At 53.5% G+C, this 21,045-nt stretch carries 25 protein-coding genes; 17 read left to right on the top strand and 8 right to left on the bottom strand.

Annotated elements, in window-relative coordinates:
• The first annotated feature begins 42 nt into the window (after positions 1 to 42).
• Complete coding sequence (locus tag ACFPQ4_RS08870; protein ID WP_378111444.1) at positions 43 to 852, top strand: MBL fold metallo-hydrolase; 810 nt, start codon at positions 43 to 45, stop codon at positions 850 to 852.
• Positions 853 to 865: 13 nt separating this feature from the next.
• Here ACFPQ4_RS08870 and ACFPQ4_RS08865 read toward each other — a convergent pair whose 3' ends face one another.
• The gene (locus tag ACFPQ4_RS08865) at positions 866 to 1,066 is read right to left on the bottom strand and encodes a hypothetical protein (RefSeq protein ID WP_378111443.1); all 201 of its coding nucleotides are present in this window, start codon (positions 1,064 to 1,066) and stop codon (positions 866 to 868) included.
• 175 nt (positions 1,067 to 1,241) lie between these two features.
• On the opposite strand from ACFPQ4_RS08865, the gene ACFPQ4_RS08860 reads away from it, so the two are divergent.
• The 4 genes from ACFPQ4_RS08860 to ACFPQ4_RS08845 all read left to right on the top strand — a co-directional run bounded on the left by ACFPQ4_RS08860 (position 1,242) and on the right by ACFPQ4_RS08845 (position 7,038).
• A complete protein-coding gene (locus ACFPQ4_RS08860; protein ID WP_378111442.1) occupies positions 1,242 to 2,549 on the top strand; it encodes a S1C family serine protease in 1,308 nt (435 codons plus the stop codon).
• Positions 2,550 to 2,600: 51 nt separating this feature from the next.
• Positions 2,601 to 2,768 (top strand): CxxH/CxxC protein, encoded by a 168-nt coding sequence (locus ACFPQ4_RS08855; RefSeq protein ID WP_378111441.1) that lies wholly within the window; start codon positions 2,601 to 2,603, stop codon positions 2,766 to 2,768.
• Positions 2,769 to 3,233: 465 nt separating this feature from the next.
• Entirely contained in the window at positions 3,234 to 4,985 is a 1,752-nt protein-coding gene (locus tag ACFPQ4_RS08850; protein WP_378111440.1) for an ABC transporter ATP-binding protein, read from the top strand.
• A 25-nt stretch (positions 4,986 to 5,010) separates the two neighbouring features.
• Complete coding sequence (locus tag ACFPQ4_RS08845; protein WP_378111495.1) at positions 5,011 to 7,038, top strand: ABC transporter ATP-binding protein; 2,028 nt, start codon at positions 5,011 to 5,013, stop codon at positions 7,036 to 7,038.
• 93 nt (positions 7,039 to 7,131) lie between these two features.
• Here the strand turns inward: ACFPQ4_RS08845 and ACFPQ4_RS08840 are convergent, their stop codons facing one another.
• Positions 7,132 to 7,512: a DnaJ family domain-containing protein gene (locus ACFPQ4_RS08840; RefSeq protein ID WP_378111439.1), complete on the bottom strand. Its 381-nt coding sequence runs from the start codon at positions 7,510 to 7,512 to the stop codon at positions 7,132 to 7,134.
• Positions 7,513 to 7,587: 75 nt separating this feature from the next.
• On the opposite strand from ACFPQ4_RS08840, the gene ACFPQ4_RS08835 reads away from it, so the two are divergent.
• A complete protein-coding gene (locus ACFPQ4_RS08835) occupies positions 7,588 to 9,150 on the top strand; it encodes a gluconokinase (protein WP_378111438.1) in 1,563 nt (520 codons plus the stop codon).
• Between the two features lie 2 nt (positions 9,151 to 9,152).
• Here the strand turns inward: ACFPQ4_RS08835 and ACFPQ4_RS08830 are convergent, their stop codons facing one another.
• On the bottom strand, positions 9,153 to 9,698 hold the full coding sequence (locus ACFPQ4_RS08830) for a guanylate kinase (RefSeq protein ID WP_378111437.1): 546 nt from the start codon (positions 9,696 to 9,698) through the stop codon (positions 9,153 to 9,155).
• A gap of 187 nt (positions 9,699 to 9,885) precedes the next feature.
• Positions 9,886 to 10,041: a DUF1540 domain-containing protein gene (locus ACFPQ4_RS08825; RefSeq protein WP_378111436.1), complete on the bottom strand. Its 156-nt coding sequence runs from the start codon at positions 10,039 to 10,041 to the stop codon at positions 9,886 to 9,888.
• A gap of 198 nt (positions 10,042 to 10,239) precedes the next feature.
• Between ACFPQ4_RS08825 and ACFPQ4_RS08820 the strand changes: the two genes are divergently transcribed.
• The 6 genes from ACFPQ4_RS08820 to rlmH all read left to right on the top strand — a co-directional run bounded on the left by ACFPQ4_RS08820 (position 10,240) and on the right by rlmH (position 15,187).
• On the top strand, positions 10,240 to 12,255 hold the full coding sequence (locus ACFPQ4_RS08820; protein WP_378111435.1) for a DEAD/DEAH box helicase: 2,016 nt from the start codon (positions 10,240 to 10,242) through the stop codon (positions 12,253 to 12,255).
• Between the two features lie 126 nt (positions 12,256 to 12,381).
• Positions 12,382 to 12,582 carry a YwbE family protein gene (locus tag ACFPQ4_RS08815; protein ID WP_378111434.1) on the top strand — a complete coding sequence of 67 codons (201 nt, stop codon included), beginning with the start codon at positions 12,382 to 12,384 and terminating at the stop codon, positions 12,580 to 12,582.
• A 60-nt stretch (positions 12,583 to 12,642) separates the two neighbouring features.
• The gene (locus ACFPQ4_RS08810; RefSeq protein ID WP_378111433.1) at positions 12,643 to 13,311 is read left to right on the top strand and encodes a YdeI/OmpD-associated family protein; all 669 of its coding nucleotides are present in this window, start codon (positions 12,643 to 12,645) and stop codon (positions 13,309 to 13,311) included.
• Between the two features lie 9 nt (positions 13,312 to 13,320).
• The gene (locus ACFPQ4_RS08805; RefSeq protein ID WP_378111432.1) at positions 13,321 to 13,707 is read left to right on the top strand and encodes an MmcQ/YjbR family DNA-binding protein; all 387 of its coding nucleotides are present in this window, start codon (positions 13,321 to 13,323) and stop codon (positions 13,705 to 13,707) included.
• Positions 13,708 to 13,921: 214 nt separating this feature from the next.
• Positions 13,922 to 14,668: an HNH endonuclease gene (locus tag ACFPQ4_RS08800; protein WP_378111431.1), complete on the top strand. Its 747-nt coding sequence runs from the start codon at positions 13,922 to 13,924 to the stop codon at positions 14,666 to 14,668.
• A gap of 39 nt (positions 14,669 to 14,707) precedes the next feature.
• Positions 14,708 to 15,187, top strand: coding sequence for a 23S rRNA (pseudouridine(1915)-N(3))-methyltransferase RlmH (rlmH, locus tag ACFPQ4_RS08795; RefSeq protein ID WP_378111430.1), 480 nt, complete (start codon positions 14,708 to 14,710; stop codon positions 15,185 to 15,187).
• 23 nt (positions 15,188 to 15,210) lie between these two features.
• Here the strand turns inward: rlmH and ACFPQ4_RS08790 are convergent, their stop codons facing one another.
• Together ACFPQ4_RS08790 and ACFPQ4_RS08785 are read right to left on the bottom strand one after the other, a co-directional pair.
• Positions 15,211 to 15,762 carry a LysR family transcriptional regulator substrate-binding protein gene (locus tag ACFPQ4_RS08790; protein WP_378111429.1) on the bottom strand — a complete coding sequence of 184 codons (552 nt, stop codon included), beginning with the start codon at positions 15,760 to 15,762 and terminating at the stop codon, positions 15,211 to 15,213.
• On the bottom strand, positions 15,759 to 16,073 hold the full coding sequence (locus tag ACFPQ4_RS08785; protein ID WP_378111428.1) for a LysR family transcriptional regulator: 315 nt from the start codon (positions 16,071 to 16,073) through the stop codon (positions 15,759 to 15,761). The genes ACFPQ4_RS08790 and ACFPQ4_RS08785 overlap by 4 nt, the downstream gene beginning before the upstream one ends.
• A gap of 116 nt (positions 16,074 to 16,189) precedes the next feature.
• Between ACFPQ4_RS08785 and ACFPQ4_RS08780 the strand changes: the two genes are divergently transcribed.
• From ACFPQ4_RS08780 to ACFPQ4_RS08760, 5 genes are all read left to right on the top strand, one after another.
• Entirely contained in the window at positions 16,190 to 17,110 is a 921-nt protein-coding gene (locus ACFPQ4_RS08780; RefSeq protein ID WP_378111427.1) for a PhzF family phenazine biosynthesis protein, read from the top strand.
• Positions 17,103 to 17,636, top strand: coding sequence for a DUF1572 family protein (locus tag ACFPQ4_RS08775; RefSeq protein WP_378111425.1), 534 nt, complete (start codon positions 17,103 to 17,105; stop codon positions 17,634 to 17,636). The genes ACFPQ4_RS08780 and ACFPQ4_RS08775 overlap by 8 nt, the downstream gene beginning before the upstream one ends.
• Before the next feature lie 16 nt (positions 17,637 to 17,652).
• Positions 17,653 to 18,165: a GNAT family N-acetyltransferase gene (locus ACFPQ4_RS08770; RefSeq protein WP_378111494.1), complete on the top strand. Its 513-nt coding sequence runs from the start codon at positions 17,653 to 17,655 to the stop codon at positions 18,163 to 18,165.
• Between the two features lie 173 nt (positions 18,166 to 18,338).
• Positions 18,339 to 18,662: an SRPBCC domain-containing protein gene (locus ACFPQ4_RS08765; protein WP_378111424.1), complete on the top strand. Its 324-nt coding sequence runs from the start codon at positions 18,339 to 18,341 to the stop codon at positions 18,660 to 18,662.
• A complete protein-coding gene (locus ACFPQ4_RS08760) occupies positions 18,566 to 18,916 on the top strand; it encodes an SRPBCC family protein (RefSeq protein WP_378111423.1) in 351 nt (116 codons plus the stop codon). Before ACFPQ4_RS08765 ends, ACFPQ4_RS08760 begins: the two co-directional genes overlap by 97 nt.
• A 170-nt stretch (positions 18,917 to 19,086) precedes the next feature.
• On the opposite strand, the gene ACFPQ4_RS08755 is transcribed toward ACFPQ4_RS08760, so the two are convergent.
• Positions 19,087 to 19,755, bottom strand: a complete 669-nt coding sequence (locus ACFPQ4_RS08755) for a response regulator transcription factor (protein WP_378111422.1) — start codon at positions 19,753 to 19,755, stop codon at positions 19,087 to 19,089.
• Between the two features lie 3 nt (positions 19,756 to 19,758).
• On the bottom strand, positions 19,759 to 20,925 hold the full coding sequence (locus ACFPQ4_RS08750) for a sensor histidine kinase (RefSeq protein ID WP_378111421.1): 1,167 nt from the start codon (positions 20,923 to 20,925) through the stop codon (positions 19,759 to 19,761).
• Between the last annotated feature and the right edge of the window lie 120 nt (positions 20,926 to 21,045).

Here is a 21,045-nt window from a genome sequence, read left to right as displayed (position 1 = left end):
TTGGGAGAAATCGGGTACGTTCGCGGGGAGAGGAATTGGACGATGGGACTTCGGTTTACGGTGCTGGCAAGCGGGTCGACGGGTAACGCGACGGTCGTATCCACGGATGCGGCGACGGTGCTTGTCGATGTCGGACTTAGCGGCAAAAAAATAGAGGAGCTCATGAAGGAGCGGGACGTTACTGGACGCGATCTGGATGCGATCTTCGTCACCCATGAGCATTCCGATCACATAAAGGGGCTCGGTGCGTTCGCCCGTAAGTACGAGCTGCCAATCTACGCCAACGAGAAGACGTGGGCTGCGATGCAACGTCATGTCGGCGAACTGCCGGATGCGCAGCGCAAAATTATGCCTGCCGACAGCGCGACGGAAATCGCGGATTTGCGAATCGAGTCGTACGCGATTTCGCACGATGCGGCGGAACCTGTCGGCTACTGCTTCTATGCGGGCGGGACGAAGCTGAGCCTGGCGACCGATCTCGGCTACGTGAGCGACAAGGTTATGCGGCAACTGCAGGAATCCGACGTGATGGTGCTCGAATCGAACCATGACGTTAACATGCTTCGCATGGGAAGATACCCATGGAACATTAAGCGCCGTATCCTCGGCGACGAGGGGCATCTATCCAATGAGGCGGCCGGCGACGCGTTATGCAAGCTGCTGACGGGCAGGTTGAAGCGGGTATACTTGGGCCACCTCAGCCAAGAGCACAACCAGATGGATTTGGCTAAGCTGACGGTGAATACCGTATTAGAAGACAACGGAATTTTTTATCAGAAACACGAGCTTGTCCTATGCGATACTTACTATGACCGGCCTACGTTGTGGGATACGGTTAAACTCGCTAACTAATTGGAATACTAGATTAGAGAAGGAGCTGCCGGTCAAGCTCGGTTTCCATGAGCGAGGCTTTCTCCCGGATTTCTTCCGGCGTAAGAATGCCTTTCTCCACGAGAAGCTCGATCAGCGTGCTAAGCGCCAGCAGTTGCCGGTAGTGGTCATCCTTCATATCGGCCAGCTGGGAAGCAAGATCAAGATAGTGCCAACCGTACGCTGCGTTGTTCATTGGCTATTCTTCCTTTCGTTTCATAGGTTTATGAGAGAGATTTCCCTTGCTTGTGCTCTGCTATTCTATTACTATTCTAGTCAAAACCTGCGCAAACATTCCTAATAGATTTAATCGTTCGTCCGAGCGGTCGGGGGGAGCCGAACTTGCCCCAAGAGAGAGAAGGTGCTTGACCATGAGCTTGTTCAAAGATGACTTTTACAGCACAAGAGTATCGAGGCGGTCCCAATTCGGCGAAAAGCGCGGTTCGCGTTTTTCCGGCGGCATGCGTCAAGGGTCGATGTTCCGCGTCGCTCTCTTTTCTTCGTTAGCAAGCTCCGTGTTCGTGCTCGTCCTGTTCCTGGTATTCAGCGGAGGGAACGACGAGCAACCGGTCAGCAAACCCGCGATTACGGGCACGCAGACGCTGGTTGAAACTTCGGAGAGGATTATATCGGCATCGGAGAAAGTAAGACCGGCCGTCGTCAGTATCATCAACATGACGAATCAAGCGATGGCGCAGCAAGACGACAGCGCCGATTGGACGGATGAAGAGTATATTCCGGAAAACGCGAGTCTCGGCTCGGGCGTTATTTTCAAAAAAGAAGACGATAAAGCCTACATTATCACGAACGCGCACGTCATTCAGGATGCGGCGGAAGTGGAAGCCGTACTCGTGAACGGAGAGCGTAAGGCCGCGACGATTGTCGGCAAAGACGTCGTAACCGATCTCGCGGTACTGTCGGTGGATGCCGAAGGAATCGATACGGTCGTGGAAATCGGCGATTCCGATAAGCTGCGCGTAGGCGAGATGGTAATCGCGATCGGCAACCCGCTCGGGTTCGGCGATTCACTCACGCAAGGCATCGTATCTTCGACACATCGGGTCATTCCGGTATCGCTTAACCAAGACGGCAACTACGACTGGGAGCAAGAAGTCATTCAGACCGACGCGGCGATCAATGCCGGCAACAGCGGCGGCGCGCTGATCGATCTGAACGGCAAGCTGGTCGGGATCAATAGCATGAAGGTCGCGGAATATGGGGTCGAGGGTATAGGCTTCGCGATTCCGATCGATGATGCGATGCCGATCTTGGGCACGCTGCTGGAGTCGGGCAAGATATCTAGACCTTACATCGGCGTCTACTCCATGGACCTCGCTTTGTACTTGGATAATCAAAACGCAGCGTCTCAAGACGAGGAGAATGCCGATCAGACGGACGAGGGAGACCTTGGCGTCGACGAGGCGAATCCGAACGTACCGAAAGACGTGAAAGACGGCATTATCGTGCTGGAAGCAGTCGGACCAGCCAAGGATGCGGGATTAGAGTTCAACGATGTGATCGTTGCGCTCGATGGTCATCCGATCAAGAGCACGATCGATCTTCGCAAATATTTGTATAAGTCCAAGAAGATCGGGGAATCGTTGGAAGTGACGTATTACCGCGATGGCGAGAAGTCGACTTTGACCGTTCAACTGGCGGAAAAAGAGGACGAAGAGTAACGAAACCCAGCGTTGCTACAGCATCGGACGTGGACAGAAAGGAACTAACGCATGTACTGTGTATGCCGCGAGCACGTAGAACTCGCGATCGACAAATTCGTTGACGAATACGAAGACGCGCCGGATCTCGTCAACCTGCAGACGACGGCGTTCACCGCATGGCATCCTCCGGAAAAGTGCCAATGGTGCGGCAATCCGGTGGAAATATTGGTTGTTTGAAATACGAGCGTATCGCAAGCCGCCGTCCTTAGGGATGGCGGTTTTTTTAATAAAATGTTCACATTCCCCGTTGACAGCCGCAGGGAACGGGTGGTAAAGTGACACATATACTTTGATGAACGGAAGGGAGGGTTACGGCATGCGCAACGAAATCGATGTTACGGTAGGGGTGTTCCATCAAGGAGCAGCCACTCGGCATGGACGTAACCTTCTCGCGGATCTGATCTAGACGCGGCGGAAGCGGGCCTTAAACGGCTCGCACGACGACGCGCAAGATTAGGCGCACGGTTACGCTTGTCGTAATCGTGCGCTTTTCTTTTGCCAACCGAAGGCTAGCTCCCGCGGGCGATCGCTAAGATTGTCCACCCGGGGCGGGAGGTCTGCCTTCGTTGCAAAGAGGCGTATCGCTTACGGCGGTAGGCCTTTTTTTCATTGTTTCATCATCGAAAGAGGTGTTATGCATAGATGTTCATCGTACTTAAGAAGTTAAGCTGGTTTTTCCGCATGCATTGGAAAAGATATACGGTCGCCGTTCTGCTATTGACGATCGTAGGCATTCTAGAGGTTATTCCTCCGAAGCTGATCGGTTACACGATCGATGGCATTTACGAGGGATCGTTAACGAACGGCAAGCTAGCGGAGGTGCTCTGGTTCTGGGGCGGATTGACCGCGGTCTGCTACGGTATCACGTATATTTGGCTTTATCAGCTATTCGGCGGTGCCTTCGTGCTGGAGCGTTTGCTGCGTTCGCGCCTTATGCGACACTTACTCAAAATGACTCCGACGTTCTACGAGCGCAACCGTACGGGAGACCTGATGGCCCGCGCGACGAACGATTTGGGCGCGGTATCCACGACGGCGGGCTTCGGCATCCTGACGCTGATCGATTCGACGCTGTTCATGCTTACGATTCTAATCGTGATGGCGGGCTTGATCAGCTGGAAGCTGACGTTAGCGGCGCTGCTGCCGCTGCCGATCATGGCGCTGTGCATGACGTACTTCGGTAAAAAGATTCACGACCGGTTCATGAAGCAGCAAGACGCGTTCGGCAATTTGAACGACCAAGTGCTGGAGTCGGTATCGGGCGTGCGCGTCGTTCGCGCATTCGTGCAAGAGGAAGCGGATAGCAAACGGTTCAGCCAAACGACGGACGAAGTGTACGCGCGGAATATCGCGGTATCCAGAATCGATTCGATCTTCGAGCCGACGGTCAAGTTGCTCGTCGGACTGAGTTACTTGATCGGCCTATGCTACGGTGCGGTGCTCGTCTTCCGCAGCGAAATTACGCTAGGCGAAATGATCTCGTTCAACATGTTCCTCGGTATGCTCATCTGGCCGATGTTCGCGATCGGCGAGCTTATCAACATTATGCAGCGGGGTAACGCTTCGCTCGACCGGATCAACGAAACGCTGGGCGTAAAGCCAGACGTGATGGACGGACAATCGCCGCTTGCGATCGAAGTTCCGGAGTCTATCGTCTTCGAAACGGTATCGTTCCGTTATCCTTCCTCGCCGATCGATAACCTCGTCGATATTTCGCTGACGCTTCGCCGCGGGCAGACGCTCGGTATCGTCGGGCGTACGGGCAGCGGCAAGACGACGCTGCTCAAGCAGCTCCTTCGCGAATATCCGATGGGGCAGGGCAGCGTGAAGGTAGGCAATGTGCAGTTATCCGAAGTCGGGCTGGAGCAAGTGCGCGGTTGGATCGGTTACGTGCCGCAACAACCGATTCTGTTCAGTAAAACAATCCGCGAGAACATATACTTCGGGGTGGAGGACGGCACGCAAGACGAAGCGCGTCTCAACCGCGCGCTCGAGCTGGCATCGTTCCGCAAAGATATTACGTTCCTGTCGGACGGTCTCGAGACGCTCGTCGGCGAGAAGGGCGTCGCGCTCTCCGGCGGACAGAAGCAGCGGGTCAGCATCGCGCGCGCGGTCATCGCCGATCCGGAAATTCTCATGCTGGACGACGCGTTATCCGCCGTCGACGCGAAGACCGAAGCCGAGATTCTAGAAGGCATTCGCAGCGAACGCGCAGGCAAAACGACGCTCATTACGACGCATCGGTTATCCGCGGTTCAACACGCAGACTGGATTATCGTCATGGACGAAGGCCGGATCTCGGAGCAAGGCACGCACGAGCAGCTGCTCGCCGAGGGTGGCTGGTACAAAGAGCAATACGATCGGCAGCAGCTCGCTGCGGTCGTGGAAGGCTAATGAAGAAACGAAGGTGACAACCCCAATGGGCAACAACGGCAAACGATTATTCGCATATGCATGGCATTACAAACGTTCGATTATGCTCGCGCTGCTCCTCCTGGCGTGCGCCGTCATCGTGGAGTTAATCGGTCCTTTTCTAGCGAAGCGTATGATCGACACGAACATTATGGGCATCGAGAAAAGCTGGTACGAAGTCCAGCAACAGCAGCCGTACGCCGTTTCTTACGATGGCGGCTGGTATAAACGTGAGGATCATTTTGAGGTCGGGGAACCGAGAGGCCGCGAAGTTCGCGTGCTGCAAATCAAACGATCCTACTACTTCGTCGAGGCGGCTAACCTGCCGGCTGGGCCGCGCTGGATCGAAGCGGGTCAGCTAAAGGTTACGTTTAACAAGGAAACGAGCTTGGTGCAAACTTATCCGGCGCATCAGTTAACGCGCGGGGAAGTGTATAACTTCTACAAGCCGGAATTCCGCAGCATTATGACGTTGGCGATTAGCTATGTCGGCTTGCTCATCCTAGGCTCCGTGTTCGCATACGGACAGCGCTACTTGCTTCAAGTATCCGCCAACCGAATCGTCCGGAGGATGCGCAACGATGTTTTCCGGCACATTCAACGACTTCCGGTGCAATACTTCGATAACTTGCCTGCGGGCAAAGTCGTCTCGCGGGTTACGAATGACACCGAGGCGATTCGCGAATTGTACGTATCCGTGCTCGCGAACTTCTTCTCCGGCATTATCTATATGACGGCGATACTGGGCGCGTTATTCTTGCTCGACTACCGCCTAGCGCTTATCGCGTTGCCGCTCGTTCCGATGCTGTACGTATGGATCGTCGTCTACCGCAAGTACGCGGCGAAGTACAACCACGTTATCCGCAATCGGCTTAGCGATATAAACGGCATGATCAACGAGTCGATTCAAGGGATGCCGATCATTCAAGCTTTCCGTAAGGAAAAGCAGACGATGACGGACTTCCACGAGATGAACGACGAATACTTCAAATATCAGAACAAGCTGCTGAGCTTGAACTCCATTACGTCCCACAACTTGGTTAACGTAGTCCGGAACGCGATCTTCATTATGGTTCTGTGGAGCTTCGCCGGTGGTTGGTTCGGCACGGCGCTTACGGTCGGAGTGCTTTACGCGTTCATCGACTACATGAACCGGATGATCCAGCCGATCGTCGGGATCGTCAACCAGCTGTCTAACTTGGAAGTGGCGCGGGTGTCGGCGGAACGGGTGTTTACGCTACTCGACGAACCGGGCATCGAAGTGTCCGACAACCGGATGGCGCGCTACAAAGGGGACGTCAGCTTCAAGGAAGTTACGTTCGGTTACAAGCCGGGCGAGGACGTACTGAAGAACATTACGTTCCAAGCGAAGCAGGGGCAGACGGTCGCGCTGGTCGGTCATACCGGTTCGGGCAAAAGCTCGATTCTTAACTTGCTGTTCCGGTTCTACGAGGTGGAGCGGGGCGTCATTGCGGTGGACGGGACGGACGTGCGCGATATGACGAAGCAGGAGCTTCGCGAGCACATGGGCATCGTATTGCAGGATCCGTTCCTATTCACCGGAACGATTGCTTCCAACGTCAGCTTGGACGATCCGTCGATTACGCGGGAACGCGTCGAGCAAGCGCTTCGCGACGTCGGCGCGTACGACATGTTCATGCAATTGCCGGGCGGTCTTGACGAGCCGGTCATCGAAAAGGGAAGCACGCTGTCCGCCGGTCAACGGCAGCTCATCTCGTTCGCGCGGGCATTGGCGTTCGATCCGGCGATCCTTATCCTAGACGAAGCGACGGCGAGCATCGATACCGAGACCGAGGCGATTATTCAGCAAGCGCTCGACGTGCTGAAGCGGGGACGCACGACGTTCGTCATCGCGCACCGGTTGTCGACGATTCGCGCGGCGGATCAAATTCTCGTGCTCGACCGCGGACAAATCGTGGAACGCGGCGACCATGACGCGCTTATGCAGCATGGCGGCAAGTACTTCGCGATGTATCAGCTACAACAGGGTGGCGCGGTAGGCGTCGGGGCGTAGAGTCCTCAACTCATATAGCATTTGAACGAGAAAGCCGCCCGGCAGTCTTAACGACTGAAGGGCGGCTTTGTTGTGTATATGGGGCTGATCGGCTTATTGTTCGGTCATCTTGCGCTGGATTTGCTCTTCGTATTCGGCGAAGGCACCAATACCGCTCCAGCCTCGTTCTTCCATGAGCATGCGGTATCGGAGCTTCTTGGCGTTCAATTGGGTCGTTAAAGTAAGCTTCTCGGGTTCGTCGCGGCAGACGAGCAGCAAGTCTTGCAGCGTAACCATGTCTTTGCGAAGCTGCATCTCCTCGGGAAGCATGCCGGCGTCCTTAAGCAGCTTGAAGCCGGTGCGCAATTCCTCGGGAACGCCGCGCAGCTCATCGTCTTCGGGAAGCGGCTTGCCGGCGCCGGGCAAGTTGTCGAACTCGCCGCGCAGCTGCGCTTCGCGGATTTTCTCTTCGGCAAGGGAGGCAGCCCAGTTCATCGCTATTCCACCTCGTTCGCGTAATGTGATATAACACTTATACACTTATTATAGGGAATCGAGCGTGAAAAAGGTATGGCGGCAGCGTTAGCTATTGTTGGGATCGATATCGGTACAACGAGTACGAAGAGCGTTGTTTTTGGCGCGGATGGGGCGATGCTGGGGAGCTGTAACATTGGCTATCCGCTATTGCACGAGCAGCCGGGATGGGCGGAACAGGATCCGGAGGAGATTTTTCGCGTCGTGCTCGCAAGCGTAAAAGGCGCCATTGCGGATAGCGGGCTGACTGGCCAAGATGTAGCGGGCATCGGATTCAGCACCGCCATGCACTCGCTAATCGCGGTTAGCGCCGGCGGTCTTGCGCTGACGCCTTGCATAACTTGGGCGGACGGGCGAAGCGAGCTGCAAGCACGGCGGATTGCCGCGGACAACGGGACGATCTACCGGCGGACGGGTACGCCGGTTCATCCGATGTCTCCGTTGCCGAAGATCGTCTGGCTACGGGAAAATCAACCGAATATTTTCGCGGCGGCGGCGAAGTTCGTCTCCATCAAGGAATTTGTCGTGTTCCATCTGTTCGGCGAGTGGGTAGTCGACACGTCAATCGCCTCGGCGACGGGCATGCTTGCGCTCGATTCGCTTACTTGGGATGCGGAAGCTTTGCGGGTGGCGGGCATTACGGCGGACCGGCTGTCCGTGGTACGGGAAGGCACGTTCAGGCTGCAGGGAATGAAAACCGCGCATGCGGAGGCGATGGGGATATCGGCGGACACGCCGCTGTTTCTCGGCGGAAGCGACGGCGCGTTGGCGAATATCGGCGTAGGTGCGATCGACCCGGGCGAGCTGGCGGTGACAATCGGTACGAGCGCGGCGGTGCGGATGATGACGGGCCGTCCGATGACGGATCCGAATGCGCGGACGTTCTGCTATAGCGTCATGGGACCGTCGTATGTTATCGGCGGGGCGACGAACAACGGGGGCATCGTGCTGCAGTGGCTAAGGGAATCGCTGTTCGGCGGCATGGGTGGCGGAAGCGGGGCGGGTGCGGCTTCCGTGGATTCGGTAGCTTCGACTTCGGCTTCGGTCGAAGAACTATTTGCGGGTGCCGCGCGCGTCTCCCCGGGAGCGAACGGATTGCTATTCTTGCCGTTCTTGTCCGGCGAACGGGCGCCGATTTGGAATGCGGAGGCTCGCGGCACGTTCTTCGGCGCGAACCTCGGCCATCGCGGCGAGCACTTCGTGCGGGCGGGATTGGAAGGCGTTATGTTGGCGGTGCTGTCGGTGACGGAGGCACTTAAGGAGTTGGCCGGTCCGGCGCGCGAAGTTCGGGCGTCCGGCGGTTTTACGAAGTCGCCGCTGTGGCGGCAGATGCTGGCCGATATGCTCGGTCAGCCGGTCGTCGTCCCGCGGGTGACGGAAGCTTCGGCGCTCGGCGCGGCCGTGCTGGCGATGCAGGGTCTTGGTCATATCGGCAGCTGGCGCGAGGCGAAAGAATGGATCCCGGCAGCGCGGACGCTGGAGCCGGATCTGCGCAGCAACGCGGTGTACCGCGAGGTGCTCGGCGTATATACGCGCTTATGCGAGAAACTGCCGGAATCGTTCGCGGAGATCGCCGATTTGCAGCGCAGGCTGAAGTAAGTTCAGCGTGCTAGCGCTGCTCGGATGAGTTCAGCCGTTCGGGCAACGTTCACGTTCTCGAAGACGTGCTCGCACTTACTGCGGTACGTCACCTCTTCGGAGTAGTGATCTAGATAGTGCTCGACGACCTCGTAAGAGGTGCCTTTGCTTTCGAGCCGCTCGCGCATCGTTGTTTTGTCCACGTAAATGAATATTCGAACCGCGCGATCGCCGTAATGCTTCATAATAGCATCGGCTCCGGCGCGGTTCAGCACGAGATAGACGCTCTGGCCGCGTGCCAGGGCGTCTTCCAATTCGCGGCGCAGCACCCCGTAACGATTGCCGTCTATATCCGCGGTTTGCGCGAACAATCCGTCGTTGTCCCAATGGTCGAACTGCTCGCGGCTCACGTAATGATAGTCTCCGTCCGATTGAGCCGGATTTCTCGGCGCGCGCGTCGTGCAGGAGCGAACGGCCGTCCAGCTAAGCTCGTCCCCGACTTTGCGTGCAATCGTCTTGCGACCCGAACCGCTCGTTCCGGTAAATATAAAGATGGATGGATGTGACATAGTAGACCCTCCTCCGACCGGTTATCCCTTATATATCGGAAGATTGCCCTGTGCATGATTAGGATTGCGGGATGGTGATAATAATTCTCAGTGTGGGTAACACTACGGTTAAGAACGGAAGCAAATCCCTCCAGAGAGCGAACAAAGGCACCCCGAAGGATGCCTTTGCAAGCACAAGCAGAAAACCCTACATTTTCGGCTCGAAAGTTTTGCAGTCCGTCTCCTCCGATTGAGAGGCTTGCTTGTTGCGATTGTTCACCACGTAGATGGATGATGCGTTGCAGGCGTTGCCTGGCGCCCAATGTCGGCAAGAGTTCACTTCGCACAGTACGTCTTTGGCCATCTTCTTCACCTCCTCTCACTTTTTAGGATGGACGAAGGACGAGGGTTTATACGTGCGCGTCGCCCGCTGGGGTCCCGAAACGGGATTCGGCGGGTTTTTTCGGCATGATACGGTCGGAATGTGGTACGATAGAAGATAACTGCAAAAATGAATCGGATAAGTTCGATCAGGTGCGGAATATAGGATGGAGTGGATGAAGTGACGGATTTCGCGCAATTAGGCGTATCTGAGCGTCTTGTCGACCGGTTGAAGGTCATGGGGATCGCCAAGCCGACGCCGGTACAGGCAGAGACGATACCGATCGTGTATCAGAACAAGGACGTAATCAGCCAAGCGCAGACGGGAACGGGAAAGACGTTGGCGTTCGTGCTGCCGATGCTGGATAAAATTCGGGTGGATCAGCCGCACGTGCAAGGCTTGATCTTGACGCCGACGCGGGAGCTCGCGATTCAGATTACGGCGGAAGTGAAAAAGCTGCTCGACCCGAACGGGTCAATCAAGGTGCTCGCGGTGTACGGCGGACAAGACGTCGAAGCGCAGCTGCATAAGCTCAAAGGGCACAACCATATCGTCGTGGCGACGCCGGGACGGTTGCTCGATCATTTGCGCAGGGAGACGATCTCGCTCGCGGATATTCGGATGCTCGTGCTCGACGAGGCCGATCAGATGCTGCACATGGGCTTCCTGACGGAAGTCGACGAGATTTTGCGTCAGACGCCTTATAAGAAGCAAGTCATGCTGTTCTCGGCTACGATGCCGCCGAAAATCCGCGAAATGGCGGGGCGCATTTTGCGTAGTCCGGAGCATGTCACCGTGAAGGCGGAGCGCGTAACGGTCAAAGATATTCGCCAGTGGCTGGTGGAGACGACCGATCGCGGCAAGCAGGACGCACTCGTAAGTTTGCTGGAGGCTACGCAGCCTTATTTGAGCATTATTTTCTGCCGGACGAAACGCCGGGCGAGCACGCTGAACCTAGCGTTGCAGGAGCTGGGCTATGACTCGGACGAGCTGCATGGCGACTTGTCGCAAGCGAAGCGGGAGCAGGTAATGAAACGGTTCCGCGATGCGAAGCTGCAATTGCTCGTCGCGACGGACGTGGCGGCTCGCGGGCTTGACGTCGAAGGCGTGACGCACGTGTTCAACTATGACGTGCCGCAGGACGTCGAGAGCTACATTCACCGGATCGGACGGACGGGACGCGCGGGGGAGAAAGGTCTCGCGATCACGTTGTTCGTGGGTAAAGATAAGCATGAAGTGGCGGCCATCGAGGACGGAATCGAGATGGCGCTGGAGCGCCGAACCGAGGAAGGCGCATCGCTGGGCGGCGGCGGGCTTGAGACTTCACGCGTAGGCGGCGGTTTTGGCCGAGGCGGCGGTGGCCGTAACGCAGGCGGTCGCAGCGCAGGCGGGCAAGCGGGACGCGGTCGCGCGGGCGCGGGCGACCGCGGCGGATTCGCGACGGCCGGACGCGGCGGGCGTGGCGCGGGCGGTAGCGGCGCTGGGCGTAGCGGCGGACGCGGCGAGAGCGCGGGTCGCGGTGGCAGAGGTGAGAGCGCGGGCCAAGCTAAGGGCCGTAACATCGCGGCGTCCAAGGCACGCAGTGCCGGCGGGCGCGATGCGGGGTTCGGCGGCAGCGAAGCGGGCCGTGGAGGCCGCGCGGAGCGCGAGGCTCGCGGCGGAGCCGGCGGCTTCGGCGGCGCGGGCAGCTCGCGCGGTCGCGACGATAGTCGTAGCGGCGGGCGCAGCGAGGGGTTTGACGGCGCGGGCGCTGGCCGTAGCGGCGGTTCGCGTAGCGAGGGCTATGGCGGCGGCGCAGGCGCAGCGGGTCGCGGCAGAAGCGGCGCGGCCGGCAAAGCTGGCGGCAGACCGCCTCGCGGTGGCGGCGATCCGAACTGGAGCGTCGCGTCTCCGCCTAGAGCGCGGACGAGCGAGTCGTTCGGCGGCGGTGCAGAAGCGCGGGAGAGCCGTGCAGGTCGCGGCGCACCCGAGGCTCGTGGCGGCAGCGGACGCGGGGCTAGCGGCGCGAGCATTAAGCAGCGCGCAGCCGAAGGGCGCAAGCCGTCGGACGAGCGCGTAGGCTTCGGCCGCCCATCGAGCGGCGGACCGAAAGGTGGCGGCAGCGGCGGATTCCGCGGCGGCCCTGGCGGATCCGGCGGCGGCAGTCGCGGCGCGGGCGGACGTCCGGCCAACAAGCGGGCGCCTCGCGGTAGATAATACGAATAAAGCGGCTCTGCCTCTGGGTTTCAGGAGGTGCGAGCCGCTTTTTGCATTTTGGCATGGAATGAGGTTATGGTACGATAAAGGCAACTAGACATACATAGAAGCGGAGCGGATAGAGAGATGGCTGGGAACGGAACATTGCGCGCCGACGTTAAGCCGGGGCTTGAGGTCGACATTGTGCTGAAGCAGGATCAACGGACGGGGAAGACGACGCGCGGCATCGTGAAGGATCTGCTGACGAATTCGCCGCAGCATCCGCATGGGATCAAGGTGCGGCTGCAGGACGGACAAGTCGGACGGGTTAAAAATATTATTAGCTAAGGCTGGCATCCGAACGGCAGTGCAGACGAGCGCGGCGACATTTTCCTATTTGGGGGCAGTATGATGACCAAATCCATCGTTGAGAAGCTGAACCTGCATAAGTACAACAGAACAGCCGTATTGTATAAGCCAGATGGCGAAGATTTATTGCCTGGTCTCACGACTTACGATACCGAGCTAGCAGACGGCGGATATGACATGATCTTCGCTTTTGTGTTGGATATGGCGTCCTTGCAAACGCTCGTTAATAAAGTCATCGACAACGGCGCTTTGGTCGAAGGCGGATATTTGTACGCGGCGTATCCCAAGAAGGGAAACAAAGTTTATCCGACCTATATTCATAGAGATCGTTTATTCGAAGGTTTAGGTGCCGATGATGAAGGATATATCGGGACAAGCAGCCTGAATTTCGCGCGCATGGTCGGGCTTGACGACGTCTTTACGGTTGTCGGCTTCAAAGCCGAGCGACGAAAGAGCGGTGCTGCTTCCTCTAAACCTAGTCAATCCGTTGACGACTACGTATCTATGATTCCGAGCGTGGAACAAGACTTGCAGGATGCTCCCGAAGCGCTCGCGTTCTATCAAACGTTGACTCCGGGTTATCGCAAGGATTGGGCTCGTTACGTATATAGTGCCGTGCAAGAGGATACAAGAGCTAAACGGCGGGCTGAGATGAAGGAAATTTTGGGGGCAGGCTATAAAAGCGTGGATCTGTATCGTAGGAGGTAACGGCTGACTATGACCATGGCGGGTGTGCAGATGAAGTCCGAGCAGAGTGTGGATATGCTGGAGCGCGTGCGGAAGATTTGCAGTCCGCTGCTTGAGGTGGAAGAAGTGATCGACGGCTTCGGGCATAATGTCATGAAGGTGCGGGGAAAGACTTTCATTATGATGGGCGAGCACGAGGGTACGCCTAGTCTCTCGCTCAAGTCCGACAAGGAAGCGCAGTCCTTGCTGCTGCAGCAAGGCGGGTATGTGAGAACGCCGTATATTGGTCAGCACGGATGGGTTTCGTTGGACACGGCGGTAGGGCCTAATTGGGACGAGCTGTCCGAGTTAGTTAAGGAAGCGTACTTGAGGGCTGCGCCCAAAAAGCTCGTGAAGCAGGTACTGGGGCAAGAGTGAAAGCTACATTTGGAAAAGACACCCTCGAATGCAGCCCCTGTCCTGACGGATACGAGCTGCATTTTTAATCTCTCCCTTATCCCAATTTTCATTGTAAATTTGAGGCATCCAGATGAACAGGCGTGGTATACTCACAGGAACAACCTTAATTTGATCGGAGTGAAAAGGGACAAGCCTGCGGCTTGTTCTGCCGATAATGATAGAGAGCGACAGCTTGCCGACCAAACCGTGCGCCCATTGCTTACAGATGAGGCCGCTGACGGAATTCAAGAGAAGAAGCGGCAAGCGCCGCGGAGCAACGTCCCGCCGAGGGGCGTGCAAGTCGTGCCGGGAACAACGGGGCTTCAGTCCAATTTCAATAGAGGCTGAGGAGAGTACGGCTCAAGAAATCGTCGCGATAAGCGGCGTATTGGTTGAGGAGTCCGGCGAGGTTGAGGCTGCCCTGAAGCCGAAGCGGAAAAGGCGACGCCGGCGGTCCAAGAAGTCGGTCACGACGGAAGTGGCCGAACCGCCGGTACTGGTTGCGGCCAAACCCGTCGTTGTCGTGAGACCCGTCATGACGCCGATGCTAATGCGATCGCTCAATCAAGTCGGCTTGATGCCGACGCGCCAAGGGTTCATTCGCATGCGCGGAAAAACCGATAACGGCCGACGCTGGTACCAGGAAGTCGATCCCGAGCTAGCGTTGACGCTAGTTAAGGAACAAGCCGCAGTCGTCATGAACCGTAACACGATTCGCCGATTGTACAGTAACAAGGAGTTCCGTCGGCTAATTTTGGAGCGGGATGAATATACGTGTTATTTTTGCAAGCAATACGGGGATACCATTGACCATATGCTCCCTCGCGCCAAGGGCGGCCATACGACGCCGGACAATTGCGTATGCGCCTGCAATCTATGCAATCAATCGAAAGCCGACAAGGATCTAGAGGATTTTATAAGCATTCTTGATCTCGGCTGAACGCATGCAAAGCACTGTTAGGGAAGGATGCACCTATCCATGCACATCCAGATCGTCTCCGTAGGCAAGCTCAAGGAGAAATATCTCGTTCAAGGCATTGCCGAGTACGCTAAGCGTCTCGGCTCTTATATTAAGTTGACGCTCACGGAAGTGTCCGACGAGAAAGCCCCCGAGGTGCTTAGTGCCGCCGAAGAGCGGCAGGTCAAGCAGCGCGAGGGCGAGCGGATTCTAGCTTCTATTAAGGATGACGCGCATGTCATTGCACTCGCCATCGGCGGCGAATTATGGTCATCGGAAGACCTCGCCTCCCATATCGACAAGCTCGGCACCTACGGCAGTAGCAACGTAGCCTTCGTCATCGGCGGCTCGTTAGGCTTGTCCGACGAGGTGCTGAAGCGCGCAGACAAGAAGCTCTCGTTCGGGCGGTTAACGTATCCGCATCAGCTTATGCGACTGATTCTGGTCGAGCAGATTTACCGGGCTATGCGGATTAATCGAGGGGAACCGTATCACAAGTGAGGCGAATTGCTTTGTGCCCAATGTCATGCAAGCAAACTTTGCGTCTCTTTGATAAAGGCAGCTATAGCAGGAGAGATTGTTTCCTGTGAGCGTAATGCCAATCCTATGTCACGGGCAATAGGAGGTTTTAACGGTTTCACCACAATATTTGCTGGCATAGCCGGCAATATCATGGAAGGTACGATGGACACTCCGATGCCTGCCTCAACCATGGAGATAATGGTAGAATTCTCCGCAACCTCAAACAGCTTATTTAGGCTAAGCTCATTCTCTTGAAACGCCCTCATCACAAGCCGTTCACATCCAGATTTAAGCGAAAGAAACGGTTCGTGCGAAAGCTGCTCGATAGAGATCACGTCATGCTTCCGGAGTGGATGAGTCGCTGGCAAGACTGCAACATAGGGATCACTAACAAGTGGAATGATATCCAGTCCATCACATGGATTGGCAAGAAACCCAAGGTCAACGGTCCCTCCCTTGATCCAAGCTTCAACCTCCGCATAGCTTCCTTCGAAGAGTCGTAGTTCTACACTAGGATAACGGCTGCGAAACGCTTGAAAAATACGTGGAATCATGTACCCGAAAAGCTGGGGAAGGCGCCGATCCGCAGAGTCCTGCTCTTAACACCCTTTGCCTCTGCTACAACTTGATTAATCTTGTCTTTCTGGCCCACGATCTCACGAGCATGCGGCAATATTTGTTCACCAGCATCCGTTAGCTTTATGAGGCTGCGATTGCGCGTAAAAAGAACAATGCCTAATTCTTTTTCCAAATCAGCAATACTGTGGCTTACGCCCGATTGGCTTGTATGCAAAAGCTCTCCTGCTCTGGTGAAGCTGCCCGTTTGAATGACAGCCAGAAATACTTCTAATTGATAAAGAGTCATACTCGCACCTCACTTCCATGAACTACTCTTCATGCATGGTATGGTAAATTTTCATTTTACGATTGATTGGAACTTCATTATGATGTATCCAATAGATAAAAGGGGTGAGAGTTGCGATGAACCATATACGAGTATATCATGTTGATGCTTTTACCCAAATTCCGTTCGAAGGTAATCCCGCTGGAGTTGTACCTGATGCTAGTAGATTAACATTAACTCAAATGCAAAAAATCGCCAACCAGCTAAACCTGCCAGAGACAGCATTTTTGTTGCCCGCTAATGACCCGAATGCAGACTATCGAGTCCGTTATTTCACGCCACAAGAAGAAATCAATTTCTGCGGACATGCTACAATCGCATCCGTCTGGTTGCTTGCAAATGAGTACGGATGGGGCAAAAAAGCAGATCAGATCACCTTGGAAACCAATATAGGTCTAATTCCAGTGCATTGGGATAAATCCCAAAATCAAATTGGCAAGGTGACTATGACACAGATTTCCCCAGAAGTAAAAGATGCTCCATATGATAAATTAGAAATTGCTGACTTGATAGGCATAGATATCAATCAATTGGATGAACGCTTTCCTATAAAACTTGCTTATACAGGTAACTGGACGTTGATCGTTCCGATTAAGACACATCAAGCAATCGACGCGGCCAAACCAAAAATGGATCAATTAGCGTTGTTTAATCAGAAATATTCCATCACCAACACGCATCTATTTACCTTCGGCGCAAAGCAAGGGTTTGACCTCTATACACGAGACTTTGCACCTTCAATTGGCATACCCGAAGATCCCGTGACGGGGGCGGCAAATGGCGCATTGACCGGATATCTAGTTTTGGAAAACATAATAAGCAAAGAAAAGAGTCACCTAATTATAGGACAAGGAGATGCAGTGGGTCGTCCAGGCACGCTCTATGTAACCATCATGCCGACGAAGACGGATTTCGCCATCCAAGTTGGAGGATTCGCGCATGTAACCATTGAAGGTAATCTGCGACTACCTGAAAGTTGGAGTGATTCTCTTGATTGAACTGATCAAGCACGTCATGGAAGATATGAATAAGCAGCTTGACCGAGTAGAGAAGAGCTTGAATCAGCTAAACGATGAACTAATTTGGAGAAGAATGAAGGACTCCATGAACAGCATCGGTAATCTCTGCTTGCATTTGGCGGGTAACGAATATCAGAATTTTGTGAGCGCTATCGGAAACAGGCCGTTCATTCGGGAGCGTACTCGCGAATTTACGACGGACGGGGGAATATCAAAAGAAGAGCTGATTATCCTTCTTCGGAAAACCCGATCCGAATCGGAAGATGTTTTATCTGAATTATCAAACGATGATTTGTCTCGGGAGGTCACCATTCACTATGACCGTGAGGATTGGAACCGAATGCACCGAAGTGACGCCCATGCCGAGGAAACTTATGATACAAGATTAATAGGCCGTCTGCTTATACAGGTATCAGCACACTATGGATATCATGCGGGGCAGATTGTGGTGCTTGCGAAGATGCTGCGAGGTACGAATGAACATGTCACTGGTCAATTCCACTGAGGAAGGTAAAATGATTGTGATTAAACTTGAACAGTTCGAACGTACCGACTTTAAGCAGCTAATCGATTGGATTGATTCGTCGAAATTTATGCTTCAATGGGGAGGGCGAACGTTTAGCTACCCTTTAACAGAACAACAATTAGAGAATTATATTCACAGTGATACGCTAATTTATAGGGTGATACATGAAGAACATGATGAGGTTATTGGGCATATCAATCTATCGATTGATCGAATAAACCTTTCGGGAAGAATAGGTAAGGTCTTAGTTGGGGAAAGAAACCTGCAAGGACATGGCATAGGGCAAAAGATGGTACAAGAGGTTCTTAATATCGCGTTCGGACAGTTACAATTACACAGAGTTAGCCTTGGTGTATTTGATTTTAATCTTTCCGCAATTGCATGTTACGAGAAGGCTGGGTTTGTAAAAGAAGGATTACTTCGTGAAGCACGAAAAGTTGACAACGAATTCTGGAATCTGTGGGAAATGAGCATTTTAGAAAAAGAATGGTTGGATAAAAGGAATTAATTAAATAATGCCTGAGGACATCCGCTTCGGATGTCCTATAATCCGTCAAGCGAATCCCGGAATAGATTTCCCCCGCCTGGAAAAATAGAGGTTTTATATCACATACATTCCTTGACGGGAATATTCCATTCCAACTATACCTTAATCAGTGATACACATTGAGAAATGGGGGAATGGAAATGACCGTGAAATCGGAAGGCAAGGAGTTAGTCATAACACGTGTACTCAATGCGCCGCGCGAGCTCGTATTCAAAGCTTGGTCCGAGGCCGAGCATTTGAAGCGATGGTGGGGGCCGAAAGGGTTTGAAATAAATGTCGCGCAATTGGATTTCCGTCCGGGCGGGTTTTTCCATTACAACATGCAATCTCTCTTGATGGTAATCAAATGTGGGGTAAATTTGTGTATCAGGAAATCCAGGCTTTCGAAAAAATTGTCTGGGTCAACAGCTTTTCAGATGAGGCAGGCAATATTGTCCGAGCTCCCTTTAGCGATTTGATCCCGCTGGAAATACGCAATGCGGTAACCTTTAGTGAGAATAACGGTATTACCACAATGACCTTGTGCAGCGGACCGATCAACGCAACTGAGGAAGAGAGAAGCTTTATTGAGGGCATGTTCGTTTCGATCAACTCGAAAAATATATGGCAGACCAATCTTAACCAAGATTCATATGGTGAGCCGTATCGTGAGTTAGGCGAAATTTCGGAGGGCAGTTGCCCGAGGAATTTCGCCTTTTGGACGATACGGTGAACCGTACCATAAGTAGGGCGAAATTTGTAACCGTATAACCCTACAGTGCTTAGGTATTGCTAGAGGACGAGGTGAAATTTCTGCTTGGGCGTAATCCAAGAACCGGGATACTCTGGGCTCTAGAGAGTATTGCTTGGTCACTTGAGTATCATATGAGGGCGGTCCATATATCAAGTAGTCTCGAACAGATTCTCCTCGCGAGCCTTTAAGGCGGCGTGGATGCGATCCGATACTTCCAACTTGGAGTAGATCGCAGAGATATAATTTTTTACGGTCCCCTCGGTCAAATAAAGCCCCTGTGCGATTTCTCGGTTATCCTTTCCGCTAACAAGCAGACGTAACACATCTAACTCCCTTGCGGTCAAACCGAAGTGCGGTCTTCTATCTTTTTCCTTTTTCGTTTTTAATGGTGAAACCACACCGCTTGTCCATTCAGACACCATGATCTTAGCGATTTCCTGTGGGATCAGCATATCACCATTATGAACCACGCGAATACTCGAAGCTAAATCCTCCGGTTGCATGGCCTTGAGCAAGTATCCCTCAGCTCCTTCTGCAAGTGCCTCTCTAACGTAATCCATATCGTGAAATGTCGTAAGCATAATTACACGGGTGTTAGGCAAATACTGCTTAATGTAACGTGTGGCCTCTATACCGTCCATCTCGGGCATATGTATATCCATTAATACAACATGCGGTTGATGCTGTTTACACAACTCAATTGCTTCAATACCGTTGGACGCCACACCAACAACCTCAAAGTCTTTCTCTCCTCGCAATACAATACGCAAACTGCCGCGAATTAAATCCTGATCGTCTGCGATTATCACTTTTATCATGACTTAACCCACCTTTCTGGTGTTGAGCGGCAAATGGCAAAGTACGATTGTGCCGCTGTTCTTATTCGATTTGACCTGTAATTCCCCTTGGTACGCTTCTATTCGCTCCTGCATGACAGATAATCCGAATCCATATTTCACTTTATCCATGCCGCAACCATTATCATGAATGGCCAATGTGAGTCGGTCTGTCTCGACTGCAAAGGAAATATGGATATGCTCCGCTCTTCCATGGCGTTTGGCATTCGTCAAAGATTCCTGCAAGCACCTTACAAGCGTCATGGTTATCGGCAACGGAACCGATACTTCGGGTCCCATGGCTTCAAACTCAATATTAGTTGCGGTATTTACAGCAAATTCGCCAGCTAGTCGCTTAAGCTGCACGGAGAGTGACTCCACTTCCCTTGAAGGTGCAATATGATGAATTTGCTTTCTTACCTCTTCTAGTCCGTTTCTGCTTACCATTCTCAGATGATTGATGTTCTGAATCGCTTCATCAGGCGCTTCAGTGATGAGATAAGAAACAGCATCAAGTCCCATAATGATGGATGTTAACGTATGGCCCACGGTATCATGCAACTCACGGGACAGCCGGTTGCGCTCTTCTAGAAGCGTAATCATTTCCACCTGCTTCGTATGCTGTTCAAGTACTTTCCGCTGCCTTTCATTCTCGTTAAGCAGTTGCTGCATTTTCCATTCAATGTCCATCATCTTCCGCATCCCGCAACCAAGTGTGAAGAAGAAAAACCCTTCAATGATACCTATATGGAATGACGATAACGGCAAAACGACAGTCATCGCTATTGCAGGAATGACTGAGAACCAAATCCACAGTGGAATACGAAGTCTTGCAGTGTGTATGTTGGCAGCGGCGCACATGGCCGGAATGGCAAGATACGAGAAATAATCATCGATTAAATACGAGCAATAAATGAGAAAGACACCACTCATCAAAAGCTCCGTAACAGGATATACCCAAGGACGAGCCGCTTTCAGCCAAACAAGTTGAGGAACCGCACCGACGATCAGACAGGACAACAGAAGAACGTACCAGTTCCAGTCATGAACTTTATACTCGAATCCTAGTAAAAAGAGATGGAGCACAATCCAGACCATTCTAGTGTAAAACAACCCCTTGTATCCCCAATGACTACGCGGGAAAGTTGTCATATGTGTATGCACCCCTCTTCTAGATGGTTTCATAATACTTGAAGTAAATAACAATTCATAGATTTTTCAGTCATAGTTCGGTCATATATGACTTCTGTGAAAATACCTTACTGCAGGTAC

Source organism: Cohnella yongneupensis, assembly GCF_042655785.1.
Taxonomy (GTDB): Bacteria; Bacillota; Bacilli; order Paenibacillales; family Paenibacillaceae; genus Cohnella; species Cohnella yongneupensis.
The sequence above is the reverse complement of the archived record's forward strand: the minus strand, read 5'-3'. Positions and strand labels throughout refer to the sequence as shown.